The sequence below is a fragment of the Bdellovibrio sp. ArHS genome (genome assembly GCF_000786105.1).
Classification (GTDB): domain Bacteria; phylum Bdellovibrionota; class Bdellovibrionia; order Bdellovibrionales; family Bdellovibrionaceae; genus Bdellovibrio.
The window spans coordinates 80,710-100,158 of the sequence record NZ_JTEV01000018.1; the positions used below are offsets into that span (position 1 = coordinate 80,710).

The following is a 19,449-nucleotide window of genomic DNA, read 5'->3' on the forward strand; positions in this document are numbered from 1 at the left end:
AGTGTTATGTCACGTTTTGGACAAACAGAAAAATTCATCTTTTTCGGAGCCCTCATCTTATTGATGGCCTTCTCGTATTTTCTGTACGATGACTCTTTGCTGTTCCCCAAAGCTAACCATGGAAAATTAGAATTGATTGGTGATGTCGCCACTTCTCAAAACGATGTGCGCCGTAAAAATCTTGATACTTTCAGTTGGCTTCCGGCTTCTCGCAAAGATGTCGTCTATCAAAATGACTCTATCTTTACCGGTGATCGTTCCGAGGCGACGATCCGTCTTCAAGATGGAACACAGATTCGCATCGAGCCCAACTCTCTTATCACTTTAAATCTTAAAAACGGTCAAATGAATCTGGATCTTCGCTACGGAAATCTCGTTGGTGAGCTGGCGCAAGGTTCTTCTTTGACGGTGAAGTCAGGCACGGAAGAATTCAAACTTGAATCCACTCCTGGCACCGCAGAAAAACCCAAAATTCAATTTAACAAAGCCCACAGTGGGAATGTGGATTTAAAACTTCTGTCCGGTGATGTGAAGTACGTCGATAAAAAGAAGAAGGCGGTTAAAACGCTTCCGAAAAATGCCGTGGTTGCAGTTACCAAACAAGGCGAAGTGAAACAGGTTGAAAAACCGCAACTGGCGCTGAAGACGGAAAACAACATCAACTACCTCCGTGTGAATCCCGACGATCCTCTTCCTTTTGCGTGGGAATCCAAGGGACCGGTTTCGCGCTATGAACTTGAGATCTCACCCTCTGAAGACTTCAGCACGGTCGCCGTCTCTAAAATCACCTCCGAGCTGAATACGGCCGTCACCGAGCCACTGCAGCCCGGCCCCTATTATTGGCGTTTGAAAGCTTTCGATCACAACGGACAAATCAGTGCGATTTCTGCCGCGCAAAACATGCACATCTCGCACTTGGTCGGACCGCAGATTGTGACCCCCACTCAAGCGGCACAGATCAGCCTGGAGTTGAAAGTAAAACCACAGGAAGAACTGGTCACGACAACTGAAGTGCAGTGGCGTGCTCAACCCGTTCTTAAGAATTTCACTTGGCAGATTTCCCAGGACCCTGAGTTCCAGACTCTTCTTAAAGAAGAAAACACCACCACTTTGGCGGCAGTCACCCCCAAACTTCCTTCGGGAACTTATTGGGTGCGAGTCCAGGGACAAACTGAAAATCAAAAAGTTTCGCCGTGGTCTGAGCCGGTGTCTTTCACATTGAATCTTTTAGCGCATAAAGAAGAACGTCCCGACCGCCCAGTGCTAGTGACTAAAAAAATTGAATTCAAGGTTCCGACGGGTAAGGATCGTAATCCCGCGTCTCCGGAAGCACCGAAGATGGCGTGGAAGCCTGTTTTACAAACCAAGAACTACCAGTTGCAGATCGCCAAAGATGCCAGCTTTAAAGAGGCTGAAAAATACGATCTCAACCAAACCTCGGCGGCGTGGGCCCAGTACCGTCCCGGCAAGTACTTCTATCGCGTCTATGCTCGCGGCCTCAATGGTCTGGTCAGTGAACCCAGTGAAACCGGCGTTTTGGAAATCACCGTTGGTGGAGTGACGCTGGATCCGTTGAAAACAATCAATGCCGTCGGACAGGCTCCCGGCCCCAAAGAAACTCCGATCAGTTGGAGCGAAGTCCCCTTTGCCAAATCCTATCTTGTGCAGGTGGATAAAAATAAAGACTTCACGACTCCGCAACTTCTGGAATATGCGGCGAATGCGGGCGTTCTGACTTTGAACGATCCGGGTCGTTACAATGTTCGCGTCCAGGCTTTGGATGAAGCCAACAAACCTTTGACCGAGTTTTCGAATATTGAAGAGGTTCTTTACACCTTCCGCACACCTCTGGTTCCTCCCACTTTGATGGAGCCATTTAATGCCGCTTCCATTTTCCTGCAAACGGAAATGGAACCCTTTATTTGGCTGGAGTGGAAAAAGGTGGAAGGTGCGACCTCGTACCGTATTGAAATCTCGGACAAGGCCGACTTTTCCCGCACGTTGATTGCCAAATCATTGGACGGAAATCGCTACCTGATTAAGGACCGCGTTCCGTTGGGCAAAATTTACTGGCGGGTTCGCGCCGAATCCAAAAGCGATTCGGAGACCTCTGAATGGACAACCAAACGTGAATTCACACTTTACCATCAGAAGAACGAGACTTTTGTAAAATGAAGATTCAGTACTCACTCTTCGACACCCTGTTAGAACCCGTTTTTGTTCTGAATGCAGAACAAAAGGTGGTTTATTGCAACGAAACGGCAGCGGTTATCGCCGGTCTTTCGATTCGTAAAATCACACGCGGCATGAAGTTCGGTGAACTTTTTGAATTCAGTGAGCCTTTAGATGGCCTGGATAAGCTGCTCGAGGTCTGCGATGCGACCCCTTACAAAGAAGTGAACTTCAAGAGCTCGCAAGGGGGCGAAGGTAAAGTCCAAATCACCTTGCAACCTATCTTTGATTCCATGGGCGATAAGAACTGGATTGTTTTTGTCCGCGATGTGACGTTGGAAGAACGTCTGCAAAAGAAATATCGCGCTGAGCTTGAGCAAAAAGAAGATGTCATCAAAGCCCTGGAAGATGCCAAAGTTCAACTGGAAAACTACAGCAAAAACCTGGAGCAAATGGTCGCGGATCGCACGCGCGAGTTATCACGCTTGAACCAGACGATGTCCGCACTGCTCGACAGCTTGGGACAAGGCTTCTTTATCTTTAATACCGACGGAACGATTTTGGATGTTTCTTCCAAGGCTTGCGAAAGCACCGTGGAATGCCGACCTGACGGCAAACTTATTTGGGATGTTTTAAAACTTCCCGAAAACAAAGTCGAAGGCTTCAAAAAATGGATGCAAACCCTGTTTATGGAAATGCTGCCCTTTGAAGATCTTTCGCCGTTGGGCCCGACAACTTATCCGCATTCAGCCAACCGTAATATCGCCTTAGAGTATCACCCGCTTCGTTCTGCGGAAGGGACTATGGAAGGCGTCGTGGTGGTTGCATCCGATATCACCTCGTTAATTGAAGCCCAGAAACAGGCAGAAACAGAAAAAGAACACGCCAAGTTGATCATCAATATGATCAAGTCAAAACGTGAAATCCACCGCTTTATCCAAGAAGCTCAGGGTTTGCTTATTTCCGTGCGCGAAGAAGTTTCCAAAGACGAAGCTCCCTACGACACGGAAACCCTTTTCCGCAACCTGCACACCCTCAAGGGAGGCGCCGCTCTGTTTTCCATCAAGGAAGTCGCAGAGGCCTGCCATCAGGGCGAAACTTTGCTGGCAGAATTGAAGGACAATTGGACCCGCCCCGCCTTTATCTCTTTGCGTGCGAAGTGTTTTGAAATCGAAGAATACTTCTTTAAGTTTTTAGAAGAGACCAAAGAAATTCTCGGCTCCTCGGCACTACCTGAAGAGCGTCAAATCGAAATTGCCATCAGCAAGCTTAACGATATCGCTCGCAAAGTGGGCTCGTTGCCTGGTGGCGGTCATGTCGCGCAAGAGCTTCTTCTCGAACTTGCCATGGAACCGGTTTTGCGATTTGTGGAACCTTATAACGAGGTGATGCTGCGTCTGGCGGAAAGAATCGACAAAATGATGGCGCCTTTGAAAATCAATAATGGCAACATCATGGTCATTCCGGAAATTTACAATTCCTTGTTCGCCACGCTGGTCCACGCCTTCAGAAATGCCGTCGATCACGGCATCGAAGCTCCCGACACGCGCGTTGATGCGGGAAAATCCGCCGAAGGACATGTCGAAGTCAGTTTTGAAGTTCAGTCTCATTTCGAATCTCCTCGTCTCTTGATCAAAATTCAGGACGACGGCGGCGGCATTGATCCGCAAAAGATTCGTGAAAAGCTTGCCAAGCGTTTGGTCGATACTAAAAATAAAACCGACGCGGAAGTGATTCAGCACATCTTCGACAGTCAGTTTTCAACTCGCGAACAAGTCACGGATATTTCCGGTCGAGGCGTGGGTATGGATGCCATCAAAGTGGCCGCCGAAGAACTGCAAGGACGTGTGTGGGTGGAGTCACAAGTGGGGGTTGGCTCAACCCTTTTTGTGGAAGTACCTTACATCACCGAATTTAAAAAAGAAAAGCTGCCAAAGGCAGCTTAGTCCGCCCCGGCTTCACCACCCCTAGAGCCTCTGTATTCTTTGCGCAAGACGACCCGCTTTCGAGCTCAATATCGAAAGCAGGCCATTATTAAAAACGTGGTGTGACTTTAGCGAGTTGTACCTTCGGACTCCATGGTGCCGGATTCACTACGTGATTCACTTTTTTTCGAATCACTTTCGTAACCGCTGGCATCAGCTCGGTTTGTTTTCGAGCTACGCTGCATTTTCTTTTTATCCGCAGCTTTCTGACGTTCTATTTCAGAGGCCACAGAACCTGAAGTTCCCGTTTCCGTGGACATATCCGAAGTCGAACTTGGCGTTCTGGATTCAGACATAGACGAGTCTGATGGACTGCTCGAGCCCGTCGACGAACTTGAGCTTGTACTTGCGCCAGTACCCGACCCTGTGCCAGCTGCAAAGGCCGAGCCCGTAAACATCATGGCCGTAGCCACTGCGACTGTTAACAATTTCATATCATCCTCCTTTGCGAGAGATGGTTGCACCCATCCTCGCACTCCCCCAGGAGGCATTCAAATTTTTCAAAATTTTCTGAGTGAAAACATCTCTTTCATAAGAACAAAGACGAGTCGTGCCCGCTCTAAGGAGGGCTCTAGATGAGGGGATATTAATAAGCCTTGTCCTTCATCCCCACTCGCCCCACCATGGGAAGCTTCAAAGCGGGACGCAGAAAATCAACGCCAAAATTCAACCCCAGGACATTCAGCTCAACACCTTCGTAAAGACCTATTGTTAAACCAAAAAGACCGAACAATGAAAACTGCACGCCCGTTTTTGCTTCACTCCAGCCAACGATATCGCCCTGATTGATCCAGTCCTTCCCGATCGCTGTCGGTGGCAACTCCACTTTCAATTCGGGGACATTGCGAATGATATGAGAAATAAAGGTGTTGCTGTTAGGTCCGGGATAAGCCCGGTACGTATTCTTGTAAGCATAGTTCAACGCCAGATTGTGAATTTGTGGAATCGCTTTTTCCGCTTCCTCACCGCGCAGGTCTTCAAGCAACTCGGGACGCGCTCCAAACCAATGACGATCCGGAATATCTTTTTGCACGACCACCGCTTCCAGCCCCCGACGCACGCGCCACCCGATCACGTGATAGGTGGTATAGGAACTGGCGTCTTTTTCTTTTGTCGCAATCCACGAATGCACAGCAAAATACCCTCGCCAATCCACGGTCCGAGCAGCATAAACCTGCACCACCGCCCGCTTTTCAGTTTTGGGATCAGGTGCCAGCCCCGCACTTTCGCGAGTGGCAGTACGCCAATCTTGCGCAAAGGCATTGCTGATTGCAAAAAAACCGATGAAAAAGGAAACAAGTTTTTTCATGGGCCTATTATGAAACATTTCCGAAGGAATAGGGAAAAAATATGGGGAGTTTTACTCTGAAGAAAAGCCTCTGCAGAACAGAGGCTCAAACGAGATTAAGCTTTGTTGTGCTTAGCATAAGCCGCTTTCAGCTTGTCCTCGAAGACCTTGGCTGAGAACGGTTTGACGATATACTGCGACACACCCGCCAAAACGGCCTCGGTCACTTGATCTCTTTCCGACTCTGACGTCAACAGTACGAAAGGAAGATTTGCCCATTCCGCCGTCGCACGAACTTGCTTCAGCAAATCCAGCCCTTTCATCTTCGGCATATTCCAATCAGAAATGACCAATTGAAACTGAGTTCCCGGAGAGTTGTGCTGCAGAAGAAGTTTCAAACCTTCTTCACCGTCTCCGGCTTCTTGGATGTTTTTGTAGCCCATCGCCTTTAGTGTATTCTTCACGAGATCACGAATGGACGGCATATCGTCGATAACTAAAATGCGGGTTTCAACAGGGAACATAATTGGGACTCCTATAAAGCTTTTCTCATTTTAGAAAAAAGCACGCCGGAATCTCAAAGACTCTTTACAACCCTAGACTTTGTGCTGGCGCCAGCCACAGATAATCAGCCCGAGGTCCCTCTTGCGGCGATGGCTGAATCTCGACGGCGATTTCGTCCTCTTCCATCCCTTGAATGTTGATTTGCGAGAAGGTCAAAAGCGGCGTCTGAGGAGACCGGGCCCGCAAACGATCGGGAAGACCGCCGCCATACTGGACATGGAATTCTCCGACAACAATGACCAAGACCTGATCAGGATGTGAGGCCATGAACTCGGTGGCTTTCCACGCCATGGTATCGTCCCAGATCGATTGAGCCGCGAAATAACGCTCCCCCGCCTCTGGCGATGGCAGATGAGGCATCATACTGAGAAAACGTCGCTTGTAACTATCACGTCCTAAAGTGAAGCCCGGTGGCAACAAGGCCTTTTCTTCGGGAGTCAAAGCCTCTAGACCCTTTTTCGCCGCCGACCCTGTCACACTGCGCGGAGCATTCAAAGCAAGGGTCTTCGCTCCTTCAGTTATAAGAGGAAAAAGTGCCTGCGGGCGATAATAATCATAAGAAGGATTGCCCCATTGAATGGCCTTTAAAAAGTCAGGCTCGGCCAGCGAACCCGCACGATAAGAATTGACGAGTTCCTGATCCGTATATGTAAAAAATTCCATTCCGACGGAAACCTTCAAGCCTTTGGCGCGCAATGCCTGCATAATCGCGACTTGCTGATCACGGTGTTCGGCAAATCCGTGATTCTCTCCAATAATGACGATGCTTCCCGGGGTGACCGTCGCCACCGCATCCTGCAAAGTCACCGGAATATGGTCGTTCCCACGCAAAATGCCTTCAGATTGAGCATGAGCACAGGCCGACATTAAGAGTGAGATTAGAAAAAGGCTCCAAGTCTTCATAAAAGTCTCCCGGAAGATCAGCAATAGACATGAATTTGCCTGTTGAAGTTTCCTTTTTCTTTTGATACCTTGAGCCCCTTTGAAAAGGTATTGTCATTTTTTCCATATTACGCATGGCAATACAAATGATTTAAAAGGTTCTATTAAGGGGCATTGCAATGGCAAAAAAGTCAGGAAGAATCATCATCACTCTTGAGTGCACTGAAGCTCGCGCTGAAGGCAAACCTGTTTCTCGTTACACTACGACTAAGAACAAAACTAAGACTCCAAGTCGTCTTGAAAAGAAGAAATACAATCCAAACTTGAAACGTCATACAGTTCACAGAGAAACTAAGTAATGATTCTTACGGATCAGCAGATTCTCGAGTGCATGGAACAAGGGTCTATTAAAGTAGAGCCCTTCCGCAGAGAGTGCTTAGGTACGAACTCTTACGATGTTCATTTAGGCAAAACTCTCGCGGTCTACGAAGAGAAGACGCTGGACGCAAGAAAACATAACAAGATTCGCACCTTTGAAATTCCTGAAGAGGGTTTTGTCCTTATGCCTGACACCCTCTATCTTGGCGTGACTTCGGAGTACACTGAGACTTTGAAGCATGTCCCATTTTTAGAAGGTAAATCGAGCGTCGGTCGCCTAGGTATTGATATCCACGCTACAGCGGGTAAAGGCGACGTTGGTTTCTGCAATTATTGGACTCTGGAGATTTCGGTAAAACAGCCGGTTCGTGTTTACACTGGCATGCCGATTGGGCAGTTGATATACTTTGAAGTGAAGGGTGATATTTTGACGTCTTATAACGTCAAACCTTCAGCAAAGTATAACGACAAGAAACCCATTCCAGTAGAGTCAATGATGTGGAAAAATTCATTCTAAGATCATTTTTAGCCTTAAATTTCCTGACCCTGGTTGCCTGTTCGGCCGCGAACGTCGCCGATGTATCGGGCATTGACTCTAATACGGCGGTCAGTGGGACATTTCAGGAATACGACACGAATAAAATCGAAGGCATCGGAACTATCCGCTTCACTTCGGTTCTCCCGACGTCTTCAAGTCGCTCCCTGGCGCTGAAGGCTTCTTTAAACACAGTCTCGAATAGCTGGGTTTCAACGGTTTTTTATTCTTCCAACACGTCCATCCCCAGCACGAATGGTGTGGCCGTAACCTTAAGCCGCTCCGGAGCCAGCGTCGTCGCGCAAATCTCCATCAATGGAAACTCGGCGATGGTCAACTCCTCAAAACTGAGCTTCTTCGTTCCGACTGCTTTAGACCTGATCATCGAGGTTCACAATGTGAACTCCAAAGCCCGCGTTTTGATCTGGCGCCGAGACATGATCGGATACTCGCCGGCGACAGCCGACGTGGATTCAGAACGCTCTGGTGATTTGGATTCTGCTCTCCCCACCCAAAACGGAGGTGGGGGTTACGTGGGTTTGATTATTCAGAACGCGGCGGTGACTGCGGCACGGGTTGACTCACAGAAAGTATTGGATTAGGTGCAAAGCCCTCTGTGGCTTTGTTGGCTTTCGCGGCCTTCGTCACTTGATCCGCAATGTAACCCAGAATTTCAGACAGTTGGATGCGATCAGCCCACACATCCCATTTATCCCGCTTTCCTTTCCAGCTTAACACAAAACGCAGTTTTTCTTTGAGTGTTTCTGGCGGCTTCCCATAGCGCAGAATATAAGTGAATAAATCCAGAAGATCGGCTTCTTTAATGCTTCCATTGGCGATCTGATCTTTGGCCAATTCTAATAAAATTCCTTTAAAGGCCGGAAAGGCATTCAAAGATTCTGGGGTGTTGATCACGCCGTCTTTATTTCTATCGAAGCGCGCATAGATCATCTCAATGTATTGCATCACGTGAGGCGCTAACGAAATATCTTCGAGCAGCGCCATGTTCTTTTCATTTGGAATATAACCCGCCGCCTTAATGATATTGTTCATGTATATCGCCCACTCATCCTTGGAGGCAGACTTCTGGAACTTCAGATATTCAGGCAGCGATGTCGCCGCCATCGGCAAAGCCTCTTTATAAGACGCACGCACACAGCTTAAGCTGACAAGAGCATCGTTTTTAACATCGGTGTTTCCGTTAAAACATTTCTTGATCAGCTCTTGGCGCAACATCGAGTTGATATTCAATCCCGACCAGATCATACCGATAAGATCCGTCAGTTCCGCATACGAAGACAGAGAGTTTCCATCAGAATGCGGCACAAAGATATTTGCCTCGCGGAATCGAGAAGATGCAAAAGAGGTGTTCTTCGGCTCTAAAATGCCGAGTTCAACCAAAGCCGGACGTACCGTCATGAAAGCATTTTGGACTTCTTCAAGATTGACACCTTTGTACGTATTCAAGCGATCTAGAGAGCCGGTGAAAGACCGGACAGCAAGACGGCTGAGCGCACGATAAAGATTCAACTGCCGAAGGGTTTTCGCGGAGTAAGCCTGCTCAAATTTATTTGAGATCACCACCCGTGACTCACTATCTACGGTTAAAGGCACTGGGCTTTGCACGGTCAAAAGGAATTCATACAAACCAGAAGCCAGCGGCGAGCGCGGCGCTGCCGACAACGAGGTGGTCTTCAAAAGTTCCTGCAGGTCCTTGGCCAAAAGCCCTTCCTCTGGTTTCCAGTTCTCGGTAGTTTGCGCAATGAAAAGTTCGGTATCTAACCATACCTGCAACTCTCCTCGCAAAACTTCCAAGGAAGAAAGGTTCAAGGCGTCAGGCACGTAACCGGTCACACGACGTTCCGGCTCAGTCAGAAGATTATTAAGAATAAGGCCGACCACCTGATCAAGGGACTGAGGCTTCAAATCAGCAGGCAGAATCCCCAAAGACGAAAGATGGCCCAGGATTTTATTAATTTCCGCCCGCGAAAACTGCGCTTCTTTTTTTATCGCCAAAAGATCCCGGGCAATATTGATACTTTGGTTGGCGAACACGGACAGATAACCGACGGTCAGCGGCTTTTCAATAGGCTGATCTTTCAAGAAGTAATTATAATAAAGGAAGTCTGAATAAAAGCGCGCCGCAAAACCAAGAAGGACGCTCCAATTCGCTTTCTTCAAAGAGGAATCGTTGCCTCCCAAAATCAGGTTCTTCACATCGACGATCAAAGGCATGTGCTCTTCGATCAAGTCCGCATAACTTTCGCCTGCGGGCGGATAAAGCGCTTCCACCTCTCGCACTAGCGACACAAGATTGTTAAGATCGTAAGCCCCTTCAAACAGGACTCCGGCCTCGCGAACCGTGGCCTCCAGGACAAACTGGGACTCCATGAAGAGTTTTTGCGCCTCTTCATTTTCGTAAAGTTCCGGTTCCCATTCACGACCGTAAATGGAGTAGTAGGGCAAGAAACGCTCAATCAGAATTTTAATTCGACTGACCTTCAAACGAGCCGTTTCAAAATCCGTCGTCGAGAAGGAATCAACACTGCCACCGAAGAACAATTGTTTCAGCTTCATCGCTTCAAAAACGAGATTGTTGGAAACTTTAAACTCAGGCCATACCACCTGCAGGGTCTTCAAAAGATCATTGACCTCGTCACGGGAAACAACACCTTCGGGTTTTTCTGCCACCAGATCCTGGAAGACCGAGAGAACGTCCTCGACGGTTCTGGACAGATAAGAAAGACGATATCCCGTCCCGGTTTCAGGCACCCCTTTGATAAAATAATAATAGCGCAGATACTGGATATAACCGCGGGCTCCCAGCAAGGCAAAACGACGCCATTCACTGGGGGCCACGTAATTTTCGTCGCCGCCAGCCAACGCCTTTTTAACCTTCAAAACGACCGGCATGTACTTCGCGATGGTTTTGGGAAAATCCCACTTCTCATTGAAGAACACGCTCATTTGTTCCATCAAAACAACAAAGTCCGCCAACTTGTAACTGCGTCCGTTGGATTCAATCAGCGAAGCCAAAGTTCGCGCCGCATTCTGAATTTCCTTGTTGGCCTCTTCGAAGAAGCGCACGTCCGTCTGAATATTGTTTGCTTCAGACACCGTCCAGTTCAAGGAAAGAACCCGCATGTAGGGCGTCAGGTTCATCGTCATCTCGCGGAAACTTCCGAACAGGCGAATGATCTTGTCGATCTCGCCGCGCGTGATGTATTCGGCACTTCCGCCCACGAAGATCTGCTTCAGCTTCATCACTTCCACTTGCAGGCCGACAGGGATGGTTTCTTTTTTTGCAGCGTCGAGGAAGTTATTTTCTAAAAACGTCGCCAGTTCTTGAGAGGTATAACGATCTGAAACATTGCCTCGCACATAACGCTTAAAGGTTTGAATGGCCGTTTCCGCGCAATCCCACCCCGATGACACTTCCGCTTTGCTTGCCGTTCCTTCGATAAAATGTTTTACGACCGGCTTCACCTCGGTCAGACATTTCGTTCCTCCCAATTCGTGACTTTCCGGGGGCGGAGGCGCTTCACCCACCTTGGAATCACAGCCCGCCAGGGCTCCGGCTGCCAACATGGCAACGGTGATATAAGAGAATATTTTTTTAGAAAACATAAGTCATGCCCCCGTAGACCCGGTCATTGGCGCGGTATTGGTTCAGGAAGCTAGAAGGATTATGGTTTTCATCCTGCACACCCAAGACGTCTCCGCCAAGAACGACTGCCCACTTTTGGTTGGGATAATAAAGGAACTCTGTATTTAACAACGAGCCCCGTTGATCGTAGTCGTAAAGATATTTAAAACGCGTAACAAAAGGTCGACGGAAAATAGACGCTAGCTGCCCTTCGACCCGGAAAGACAAGGCATTGGTGAACTTCAAGCGGGAATCAAAAAGAGTAAAGTCATCCGGCTGACCATCATTACGAATATCGACGATGCCCCCGCCGTCGACTTTTAAGTACTCCAATTGGAAGGCCAAAGTTCGTGTCCAAATGTTGTTTAAAGAAAAATCCACCGCTGCAGAATAGGCTTTTAAAGGCAGAAGTTTTTGAATCGCCCAGTCCACATCCGGATGTTTTTCCATGGGTTCATCTTGAAGATACGACACAGAGGTCTTTACATTTTCAAAGGCATATCCCACATCGACGGAATAGACATCATGATACGTCAGATCCGGAGACACCGTCACATCCACGCCGCCTTCAGAGGCATCCATCTGGATTTTGCGTTTTAAGATCAGATCATTGACCGGAAGATGACCGGCACTGGCAACCACCCAGGCGCCCCGCTCTTTATTTCCCAGTCGTCCCATCATCGCCACAGCGCCGTTACCAACCAGCTTCGCCGTTTCGGGAATGTCGAGCTCGTAGACAATCTGGTTCACACGGTTGTTTAATGCAAAATCCCGGGAAGGAGCGCGATACCAGCGACTGTCGGCAACAAGACCGCCACCCTCTTCACGAATATCAGGGCCCATGCTGGGAATAAACACCGGGGTCGCAAATGCAACGACCTCCCAGCCACGCATATTGTAATCGGCAAATACACCCGTCAGACCTTGCTCATCCGGGCGAAGCGTGTCGAAGGCGAACTTAGGCTGCCAAAGCCCCAATTGCCAGCGACGATCCATCTCGCTCCAGCCATTCTTTTTGCGACCTGTATAGATTTTCAAGGGAGTGTTGCCATGATTGACCAAATAAGCTTCATGCACCACAAAGTGAGACTGTCCGCGACTGAAGAAGGTGCCGCCAGAAACGTCCGCGACCATGTCCACCCAAGAAGTTTCCTTCAAAGCAGAAAGTCGCGCAGAGAGAAGTTGGCTGTAGGTCAGATTCGGAGTCTCAGGAATGGGAGTCAAATACTGCATTCCCTCCATCCGGATCTGACCATAAACCTGTGCGGGCGTAGAACGCTTGGGCTCTTCAATAGAGCTGACCCCTTCTGCTTGAAGATTCTTCAAGTTCAGGGTCTGAGTTTTCGCATGTGTGTTTACTACAACGCTCGTTAGCGCCGCAGCAAAGTAGGTTCTTACCCTCACGTCCGCCTCTGGCTTTTAGTCCAGCTCATAGAGAATAAGAAAAGGGCTCCAGAGTCAACGGAGCCCAGTGTTAAAGGGTCTCTTCTCGAATACGTTCGCTATCAGGGTAAAAAAACGTCACTCTTCTTGAAATTCTTACCCCTAAAAAAATGTCAGGTTCGCGCGCCTTTAGAGTAAGTGTTCTAGCACCCAATGCGGGTCGTCAATTGGGATGTCGTGGCCGGCCCAAGGGTGCATTGTGGGTTTTAGTCCCCACGTTTCACCGATTCGTAAAGTGCATTGTGGCGACACCAAGCGGTCGCCGTGGCTGCCAAAAAGAGACACCTCGCCAGGAACTTCTTTAGGGAACTGATATTTTGAAGCCGCGACCAGTTGGCGAAAGACATTTTCCATACTCATGGGATTGTTTTTGGTAAATGCCATCAGCGACAGAATCTCAGCTTCGCGGCGTTCGTGACTGTTGGTCACCATCTCTAAAATCGTCTTTTCCCAAAGAGCTTCATCACCCGTCGCTGTCAAAAGCCGGGACGCGCGCAGGAAATTCATCGGATAAAAACGATGATAGAATGGAGAATGCGCCGAAGAACTTGTACAAAAAAGATAAGATTTTTTTACTTCGTGAGGAAATTCACGCATCCATTCGACGGTGATCATCGCCCCCAACGAAACAGAAAGAATATTAAAAGTCTCTCCGTTTTTCACAAATTGCGAGTGCGCCCGCAAATCTTTCACGTAGTCCGCAATCTTGAGAGGGCTTTTTTCTTTGTGACGAGTTCCATTGCCTGGCAAATCGAGCAGTTCGATGTTGTCATTGGGAAATCTGGTCCGCATTTTTTCAACAAACGAACCCCAATGTCCCACTCCGCGAGCCAAGCCCCGCAATAAGATCCAATTTCTATTTTGTGCCATACCAAAGCTCCTGCGCTTTCTGCGCGCACTCTTTTTCCCATTCGCCATTCATCTGCGCCCAAGCCTGCGGGGACGCGACAGCCCGAATTAAAAATTCCATCAAAGTGTTGTGGCGACGGAGCGTGCGGCGATGGCGATGCCCTTTCAAAGGATTGAAGGGACCGTCTGAACGAAAAATTTGCCATGGATTCTTTTTAACCCACATCCACGACCCCATCTCCAGACACAGCGGCAGATATTTCTGCTCAGGTGACGCGACTTTCAAATGCTCGTCGTAAATATAATCCCACAGATCGCCGTGGGTGGTGTAACTTTGCGCTTGCGGTTCCACGCGATAAAAGTGATGCGGATAGGTCCGCTCCAGCAGATCCTTCAAAGAATAAGCTAAAGGAAGATCTGGGAAAGGTTTTATGGTTTTAGCATAAGGAAACCACAGCCTATCCTGAAAACCAAAACCCGAGTGCAGGTCCAAAGTCACCGCCAACGGACTGTCTTTGATCTCGTTCTGCACGGCTTGCACCAAAGCCTGTGCCTCGATCTCCATCGGCTGATCGACAGGCCCCCGATACCAGGGTAGTTTTGCACTCAAACGATGCCCACCCACCCAGCGCGCTGGATTGTCGCCCTCGACGGGAGCATTGCGCATCAAATCGACGCCGTGGGGATTGGACCTTGTTTTGCGATAGATGCCTACGGGATTCACCGTCGGAATGAAAAAGACGCGAATGTTTTGCAGCGTGGTCTGCACTGTTTTATCCCAGGTCACCAATTCGGCCAAAGAATTCATCAAGGCCACACAGACTTGCGCACCGATGCGCTCAAGCCCATGCACGCCTCCCACAAAACCTAAGACGGGCGCCTGCGGATGGTTGCTACCGAAAGAAATTTTATAGATCGGAAACCGCACATTATCGGCTTCGCTATATGCCAGTATTTCCGATCGCACCGAGGTTCCCAAATCCTGGATTCGCTTTTCAATTTGTTGAATTTCAGGAAGAGTGTTCATAGGCTCCTATTGTTGGCTAATCGTGTGCGCTCTCCAACGCATAACGCTTAAAGCCATTGAAGGGTCATTGCACCTCGATTCTAAGAAGAGTAACCTTCGTTTATCAGGAGAACAAGTTATGATGAGTCTAGAAACTCTGCTTCAAAAAATGTGGATCGACTATTGCGAACTCAACCCTGCCGCAAAACGCATTCATGACATCTTGGCTGCAGAAGGTGAAACTGTACTGAACGACCACATCGCTTTGCGAACATTCAATCATCCGCGTTTGGGAATTGAATCCCTGGCTCAACACTTCAAAAAATTCGGCTATGTTGAAAAAGGGGATTACACTTTTGTTGAAAAGAAGCTTTTTGCGAAACATTACCAACACCCCAATGAAGACATGCCAAAAATCTTCATCAGTGAACTAGAGCTTGAAAAAGTGTCTCCATTCATTCGCGAAACCGTCAACAAATTGGTCGAGCAATTACCTGATTCTTTAATCCAGAGTGAAACTTTTCCGATGTGTGGTCGTCCTTGGAAAGTCAGTTATGAATTGTACGCTCAGTTGGCCAAAGAAAGTGAATATGCTTCCTGGGTGGCCGCGTATGGTTTCCGCCCCAACCATTTCACCGTGAATATCAATAAGCTTAAAAAGTTTCCGGATATTTTGGCCCTGAACGATTTTATAAAAAGCCAAGGCTACACTCTGAACAAATCCGGCGGCGAGGTGAAAGGCACACCTGCGGATTACCTTGAGCAAAGCTCGACCATGGCGTCAGAAATTCCCGTCAAATTTGACGATGGCAGTATGCACAACATTCCCGGTTGTTATTATGAATTTGCCAAACGTTATCCTTTGGCTGATGGCAAGTTGTATCAAGGATTTGTCGCGAAGTCTGCTGACAAGATTTTTGAAAGTACGAATAAGGCCACTTAACTAAGCGGCCCCGCGGATCAGTTTTTCGAAAGTTTCTCTGTCCGATTCTTGCTGGCCCCAATGCTTGTGGGCCTGCAGGAAAGTCTGCACCAACTGGGGATCAAATTGAGTTCCCGAACATCGTTTTAGCTCTGCATACACCACTTCCAAAGGAAGTCCTTTACGATAGGCGCGCGTTTCAGACATCGCGTCGTAGGTATCTACAACAAGAATGATCCTTGCTAAAAGTGGCACCTCGTCACCGCGCTTTTTATCGGGGTAACCGGTACCATCCACCCGCTCGTGATGGCCACGAATCGCCGGCAGAATTTCTGAAAAGAAGGTATGTCGAGAAAGGGGCTTGATAATTTCTTCGCTTAAGACCGGATGACTTTGCATCACCAAATGCTCTTGATCATCCAGCTTTCCCGGCTTCGCAATAATGCTTTGAGGAACACCGATTTTACCAATGTCGTGAAAAAGACCCGCGAACTCGGCAAGCTTTTGCTGATATTCGTTAAGACCCGCATCGCGCGCCAACTTACGCGACATCTCACCGACTCGACAGCAGTGCGCATACGTCGCCGGATCAACGGCTTTCAATGATTGCATGAGTGCCTGCGCCGACTCGTAAGCCCACGCCGGAATGTCTCCCCATGAAGACGACATACGGCTCCCTTCTCCCCTGACCTCCTATTTTTCGGATTCTGGGAGGTAAAACTTAAATAAAAGAAATTTCCACGTCTCACCCTGGTCCAACTTGAGGTTGACAGTTTGTTGCGTGATTGAAAGACTTTTCAATGAAAGTGATTCATCTTGAAACAGTTTTAATTCCTGAAAGGTTCCTATGAAAAAGTGGCTTCTTGTCTTGGCGATAATGACTTTTTCTTCCGCCTCGTTTGCGCAGAAAATCAAAGTGCGCAAAGTGAAAGGCAACCAAGCCGTGATCGAGTTTTCCGGCGGCGCTTTACAACCTGGAAACGTCTATGAGTTGGCGCCCGATGAATTCGGCGAATCTTCGGCCGTGTCCACGTCCCGCAAATACTTAGTAGGCTTGAGTTTTAATTTTGAAAACACCAAGGCGGATACGGCCGGCGCCGAGAATGAAACCGACATCAACCTTTTGGGGAAATTTGGCTGGAACTTCGGGACCTATGAAGTGGGACCCTTGATCAGCTATTCCTCAACGGCTATCGGCAGTGTGACGACGACGACTTACAAATTCGGAGGCTTCGGCGACTATAATATGATTGCCAACACCCCCGGCGAAGCATTCGTTTACGGTTTGGGGGGCTTTGCTACCATGGGCCAGCGAGACAGCGGAACCGGATCAAAAATTGATGTGATGGATTTCTTCGTAGGACCTTTTGCAAAATGGTTCCCCACTGGAACGGGCGTGGGTTTCCGTCTTGATGGCGGCTACATTTATCAAAAAGTTTCCGGCGGCGTCGGTGGTGATGCGACCATAACCGGCCTGTCTTTCACCGCCGGGATTATTGCCTATTTTTAACAAAATCCTGACATACTTCTGCAGAGGGGCTCTTGAAGAGCCCCTTTTTTTTTAGTATTTGAAGCTAAAAAAGGAAACTGTATGAAGCCATTCATCATGGCCCTTGGAATGTCCTGGATTCTTCTCTCGACACCAGTTCAAGCTCAAAACTTGGGACTAACACTGCCCAACAGTTCTTGCTCTTGCACCACCAGCGCACAGGATTCACTGGAAGAACCGCAAAGTTTTAAAAGCGGAAAGTTTCAAGGCCAGTGCATCGACTCTTGTCGCTTCCGTCCAGCCCGCATTTTAGAAAACCAAAAAGAATTGACTGTAGCCAACATCCTTCATTTTGGCAGCTATTATAAAACCACCCTGAATCTGCAGGACTTCGAAAAAATAGAAATGGGCTTTGAAAATTTTCTGCCGGGCATTTCCCATGTGGTTTTACGTTTTACACTTCATGGCAAAGCACCCGCCTTGCGACTGGTCCACCAAACAGATACCGAGAGACCGCCGGTGTTGGTGCGAACTCTGGTCCTCTCCTCTGAAGGCGTGCCGCCCAAAGATCACAAATACACATTGCTGGAAGCCTATCTGGGGAATTTTCTTTTGGTGCATCGACTGGTCACCGGTGAGGAATTTACCCGTTGGGTGGCGGAATACAAACATCCCTCGACCTTTCTGCCTTTGATCGTGCCAGCGGGAAAGGTGGGGAAAATACTTTTAAAAGGAATCCAAGAAAGTGATCAACAACGCCTGCAAAGCGTGTACGCTTTGTTTTCGAATAACTGCGCAACCAGCGCCTTTCGCTTTTTAGATTCCGAACTGCCTGCAACCAGAAATACCTGGCAACGTCTGCAGGAGGCTCTGCCCATTGCAGGCCCCTTGGGAACGCAAAGTGCCTTGCGTGAACGAAAACTTTTTTAAGCAGCGCGATCTTCAAAGGTGACGTAGACCATCGTTTGGTTCAAAAGCATATAAGCGATTTCACCAAACGTCATCGGGCCTACGATGTCACCGGTCTTCTTTCCTTTAAGATTTGCGTATAAGAAGTTTAGGATACAGTTGCATGAAAAAGTCGGGTTTTGTAAACCCATTTCCTTCAGAACTTTTTCGAACTCAGCTTCATAGTTATTCACTGGATCTGCGAATTTATATTCTACATCAGAAAAAACCGGCGCATAAAGCTGCACGGTTTTAGCTTCTTCGTTCAGCGCCATAATACTGACGTTGATCATAGCCCCGGAATAATTCGCCACCATGGGAAGCTGAGTATCGATATTTTTCTCTTTCAGATAGTCACAAAAATTTCTGGGCTGCCCATTAATACTACACTCCCCCACTTCAAAGCCTGTGCTTTTAAAACGAATCGAGTCACCCTCTCCTTGCTTGAAGAGATTCAGAATATTGACCTTGCCGAACTTATTGCTGCGAAGTGCAAGATGCAAAACAATAGCTCGATCAGAATAGGAGGTGCCACTGAAGCCATCGTAGACCTTGGCCTGCTTGGGAGTTTCGCCAAGCAAGTGAAAGCCACTGACCCAACCCAATAATGGTCTGTCGAACAGTCCCGGAAAGTTAACACACTCTTTGGCAAATGCTTTGTGAACCTCGGAAAAGGCAGGAATAATGATAAAAGATGCACCATTTTCCTCATAGTCCTGTGGAATATTCTTAAGATCTGAAGTGTCATAACAAATCGCCTTACTGCTGATCACGAAGTCAGGAAGCTCGACCACCTGAATAAGCTGGTTGGTCTCGATGCCGCCCCACTCTGACATAAAATAGGGAATGGTGCCCCCGATCCAGGCGCCACGAGGGAGCTGACTTAGAAGTAAGTCGTTCCCCGCAAGTAACAGTCTTCTTCCGGACCGAATCATCTGAGCAACTTCATCAACATTAAAAAGTGTTTTCAAGTTAGCTCCCTTTCCCAAAGATACATTTAATGTCATCAGAAACTGCATGTTCGTTCTTCTTAAAAAAATCATACGCAATAGTAACAGCTTCGCCAATCCTCTCGGATGAAGGATCTCCCGCGACCAGTCGTCTGACACGCGTCAGGATCATTTTGCTGGCCAACGCCTGCAAGGGGAGTTCGTTTTGATTAACGACAAGACTTCGCCAGCGAGGATCATCTTTAGGTGGCAGCATTTATGATTCACTTTCAAAAAGGTAAAAGTCCTACGTATTCCTATCGGCCTTATTCCAATAAAGTATATGGAATAAACTCACAACAAGATTACATTCACATGAGAATTCAGAAATAGAATTCAGTACTACCTTGAAC

18 protein-coding genes are annotated in these 19,449 nt (G+C 48.1%); 8 read left to right on the forward strand and 10 right to left on the reverse strand.

Features of this window, described 5'->3' with window-relative positions:
* The first annotated feature begins 6 nt into the window (after positions 1–6).
* Both OM95_RS10470 and OM95_RS10475 read left to right on the forward strand, forming a co-directional pair.
* Positions 7–2,175 carry a FecR domain-containing protein gene (locus OM95_RS10470; protein ID WP_041873410.1) on the forward strand — a complete coding sequence of 723 codons (2,169 nt, stop codon included), beginning with the start codon at positions 7–9 and terminating at the stop codon, positions 2,173–2,175.
* On the forward strand, positions 2,172–4,118 hold the full coding sequence (locus OM95_RS10475; protein ID WP_041873412.1) for an ATP-binding protein: 1,947 nt from the start codon (positions 2,172–2,174) through the stop codon (positions 4,116–4,118). Before OM95_RS10470 ends, OM95_RS10475 begins: the two co-directional genes overlap by 4 nt.
* 107 nt (positions 4,119–4,225) lie before the next feature.
* Here OM95_RS10475 and OM95_RS10480 read toward each other — a convergent pair whose 3' ends face one another.
* From OM95_RS10480 to OM95_RS10495, 4 genes are all read right to left on the reverse strand, one after another.
* Complete coding sequence (locus tag OM95_RS10480) at positions 4,226–4,591, reverse strand: hypothetical protein (RefSeq protein WP_041873414.1); 366 nt, start codon at positions 4,589–4,591, stop codon at positions 4,226–4,228.
* A gap of 152 nt (positions 4,592–4,743) precedes the next feature.
* Complete coding sequence (locus tag OM95_RS10485; protein WP_041873416.1) at positions 4,744–5,466, reverse strand: DUF3750 domain-containing protein; 723 nt, start codon at positions 5,464–5,466, stop codon at positions 4,744–4,746.
* A 95-nt stretch (positions 5,467–5,561) separates the two neighbouring features.
* Positions 5,562–5,969, reverse strand: coding sequence for a response regulator (locus OM95_RS10490; RefSeq protein WP_041873419.1), 408 nt, complete (start codon positions 5,967–5,969; stop codon positions 5,562–5,564).
* A gap of 64 nt (positions 5,970–6,033) precedes the next feature.
* Entirely contained in the window at positions 6,034–6,912 is an 879-nt protein-coding gene (locus OM95_RS10495) for a ChaN family lipoprotein (protein ID WP_291516123.1), read from the reverse strand.
* A gap of 158 nt (positions 6,913–7,070) precedes the next feature.
* Here OM95_RS10495 and rpmG point away from each other — a divergent pair, with 158 nt between their 5' ends.
* Genes rpmG through OM95_RS10510 form a run of 3 tightly spaced genes read left to right on the forward strand, consistent with a single transcriptional unit; the run spans position 7,071 to position 8,406 of the window.
* Positions 7,071–7,250, forward strand: coding sequence for a 50S ribosomal protein L33 (rpmG, locus tag OM95_RS10500; RefSeq protein WP_041873421.1), 180 nt, complete (start codon positions 7,071–7,073; stop codon positions 7,248–7,250).
* The gene (gene dcd, locus OM95_RS10505) at positions 7,250–7,786 is read left to right on the forward strand and encodes a dCTP deaminase (protein WP_041873424.1); all 537 of its coding nucleotides are present in this window, start codon (positions 7,250–7,252) and stop codon (positions 7,784–7,786) included. The genes rpmG and dcd overlap by 1 nt, the downstream gene beginning before the upstream one ends.
* Positions 7,768–8,406: a hypothetical protein gene (locus OM95_RS10510; RefSeq protein ID WP_041873426.1), complete on the forward strand. Its 639-nt coding sequence runs from the start codon at positions 7,768–7,770 to the stop codon at positions 8,404–8,406. Before dcd ends, OM95_RS10510 begins: the two co-directional genes overlap by 19 nt.
* Here OM95_RS10510 and OM95_RS10515 read toward each other — a convergent pair.
* The 4 genes from OM95_RS10515 to OM95_RS10530 form a co-directional block, all read right to left on the reverse strand.
* The gene (locus tag OM95_RS10515; protein ID WP_291516125.1) at positions 8,348–11,431 is read right to left on the reverse strand and encodes a hypothetical protein; all 3,084 of its coding nucleotides are present in this window, start codon (positions 11,429–11,431) and stop codon (positions 8,348–8,350) included. The two genes, OM95_RS10510 and OM95_RS10515, sit on opposite strands and share 59 nt — an antisense overlap.
* On the reverse strand, positions 11,421–12,854 hold the full coding sequence (locus tag OM95_RS10520) for a hypothetical protein (RefSeq protein WP_041873428.1): 1,434 nt from the start codon (positions 12,852–12,854) through the stop codon (positions 11,421–11,423). The genes OM95_RS10515 and OM95_RS10520 overlap by 11 nt, the downstream gene beginning before the upstream one ends.
* 168 nt (positions 12,855–13,022) lie before the next feature.
* The gene (locus OM95_RS10525; protein ID WP_041873431.1) at positions 13,023–13,763 is read right to left on the reverse strand and encodes an alpha/beta hydrolase; all 741 of its coding nucleotides are present in this window, start codon (positions 13,761–13,763) and stop codon (positions 13,023–13,025) included.
* On the reverse strand, positions 13,750–14,769 hold the full coding sequence (locus OM95_RS10530; protein WP_041873434.1) for a M14 family zinc carboxypeptidase: 1,020 nt from the start codon (positions 14,767–14,769) through the stop codon (positions 13,750–13,752). The genes OM95_RS10525 and OM95_RS10530 overlap by 14 nt, the downstream gene beginning before the upstream one ends.
* Positions 14,770–14,887: 118 nt before the next feature.
* Here OM95_RS10530 and OM95_RS10535 point away from each other — a divergent pair, with 118 nt between their 5' ends.
* Complete coding sequence (locus OM95_RS10535; protein WP_041873436.1) at positions 14,888–15,691, forward strand: DUF1338 domain-containing protein; 804 nt, start codon at positions 14,888–14,890, stop codon at positions 15,689–15,691.
* On the opposite strand, the gene OM95_RS10540 is transcribed toward OM95_RS10535, so the two are convergent.
* Positions 15,692–16,339, reverse strand: a complete 648-nt coding sequence (locus tag OM95_RS10540; RefSeq protein WP_041873439.1) for an HD-GYP domain-containing protein — start codon at positions 16,337–16,339, stop codon at positions 15,692–15,694. It abuts the gene before it with no gap.
* A gap of 178 nt (positions 16,340–16,517) precedes the next feature.
* On the opposite strand from OM95_RS10540, the gene OM95_RS10545 reads away from it, so the two are divergent.
* Positions 16,518–17,180 (forward strand): hypothetical protein, encoded by a 663-nt coding sequence (locus OM95_RS10545; protein WP_041873441.1) that lies wholly within the window; start codon positions 16,518–16,520, stop codon positions 17,178–17,180.
* A gap of 81 nt (positions 17,181–17,261) precedes the next feature.
* The gene (locus tag OM95_RS10550) at positions 17,262–18,089 is read left to right on the forward strand and encodes a hypothetical protein (RefSeq protein WP_041873443.1); all 828 of its coding nucleotides are present in this window, start codon (positions 17,262–17,264) and stop codon (positions 18,087–18,089) included.
* Here the strand turns inward: OM95_RS10550 and OM95_RS10555 are convergent.
* On the reverse strand, positions 18,086–19,078 hold the full coding sequence (locus OM95_RS10555) for a hypothetical protein (protein ID WP_291516127.1): 993 nt from the start codon (positions 19,076–19,078) through the stop codon (positions 18,086–18,088). The two genes, OM95_RS10550 and OM95_RS10555, sit on opposite strands and share 4 nt — an antisense overlap.
* Positions 19,079–19,449 lie beyond the last annotated feature (371 nt).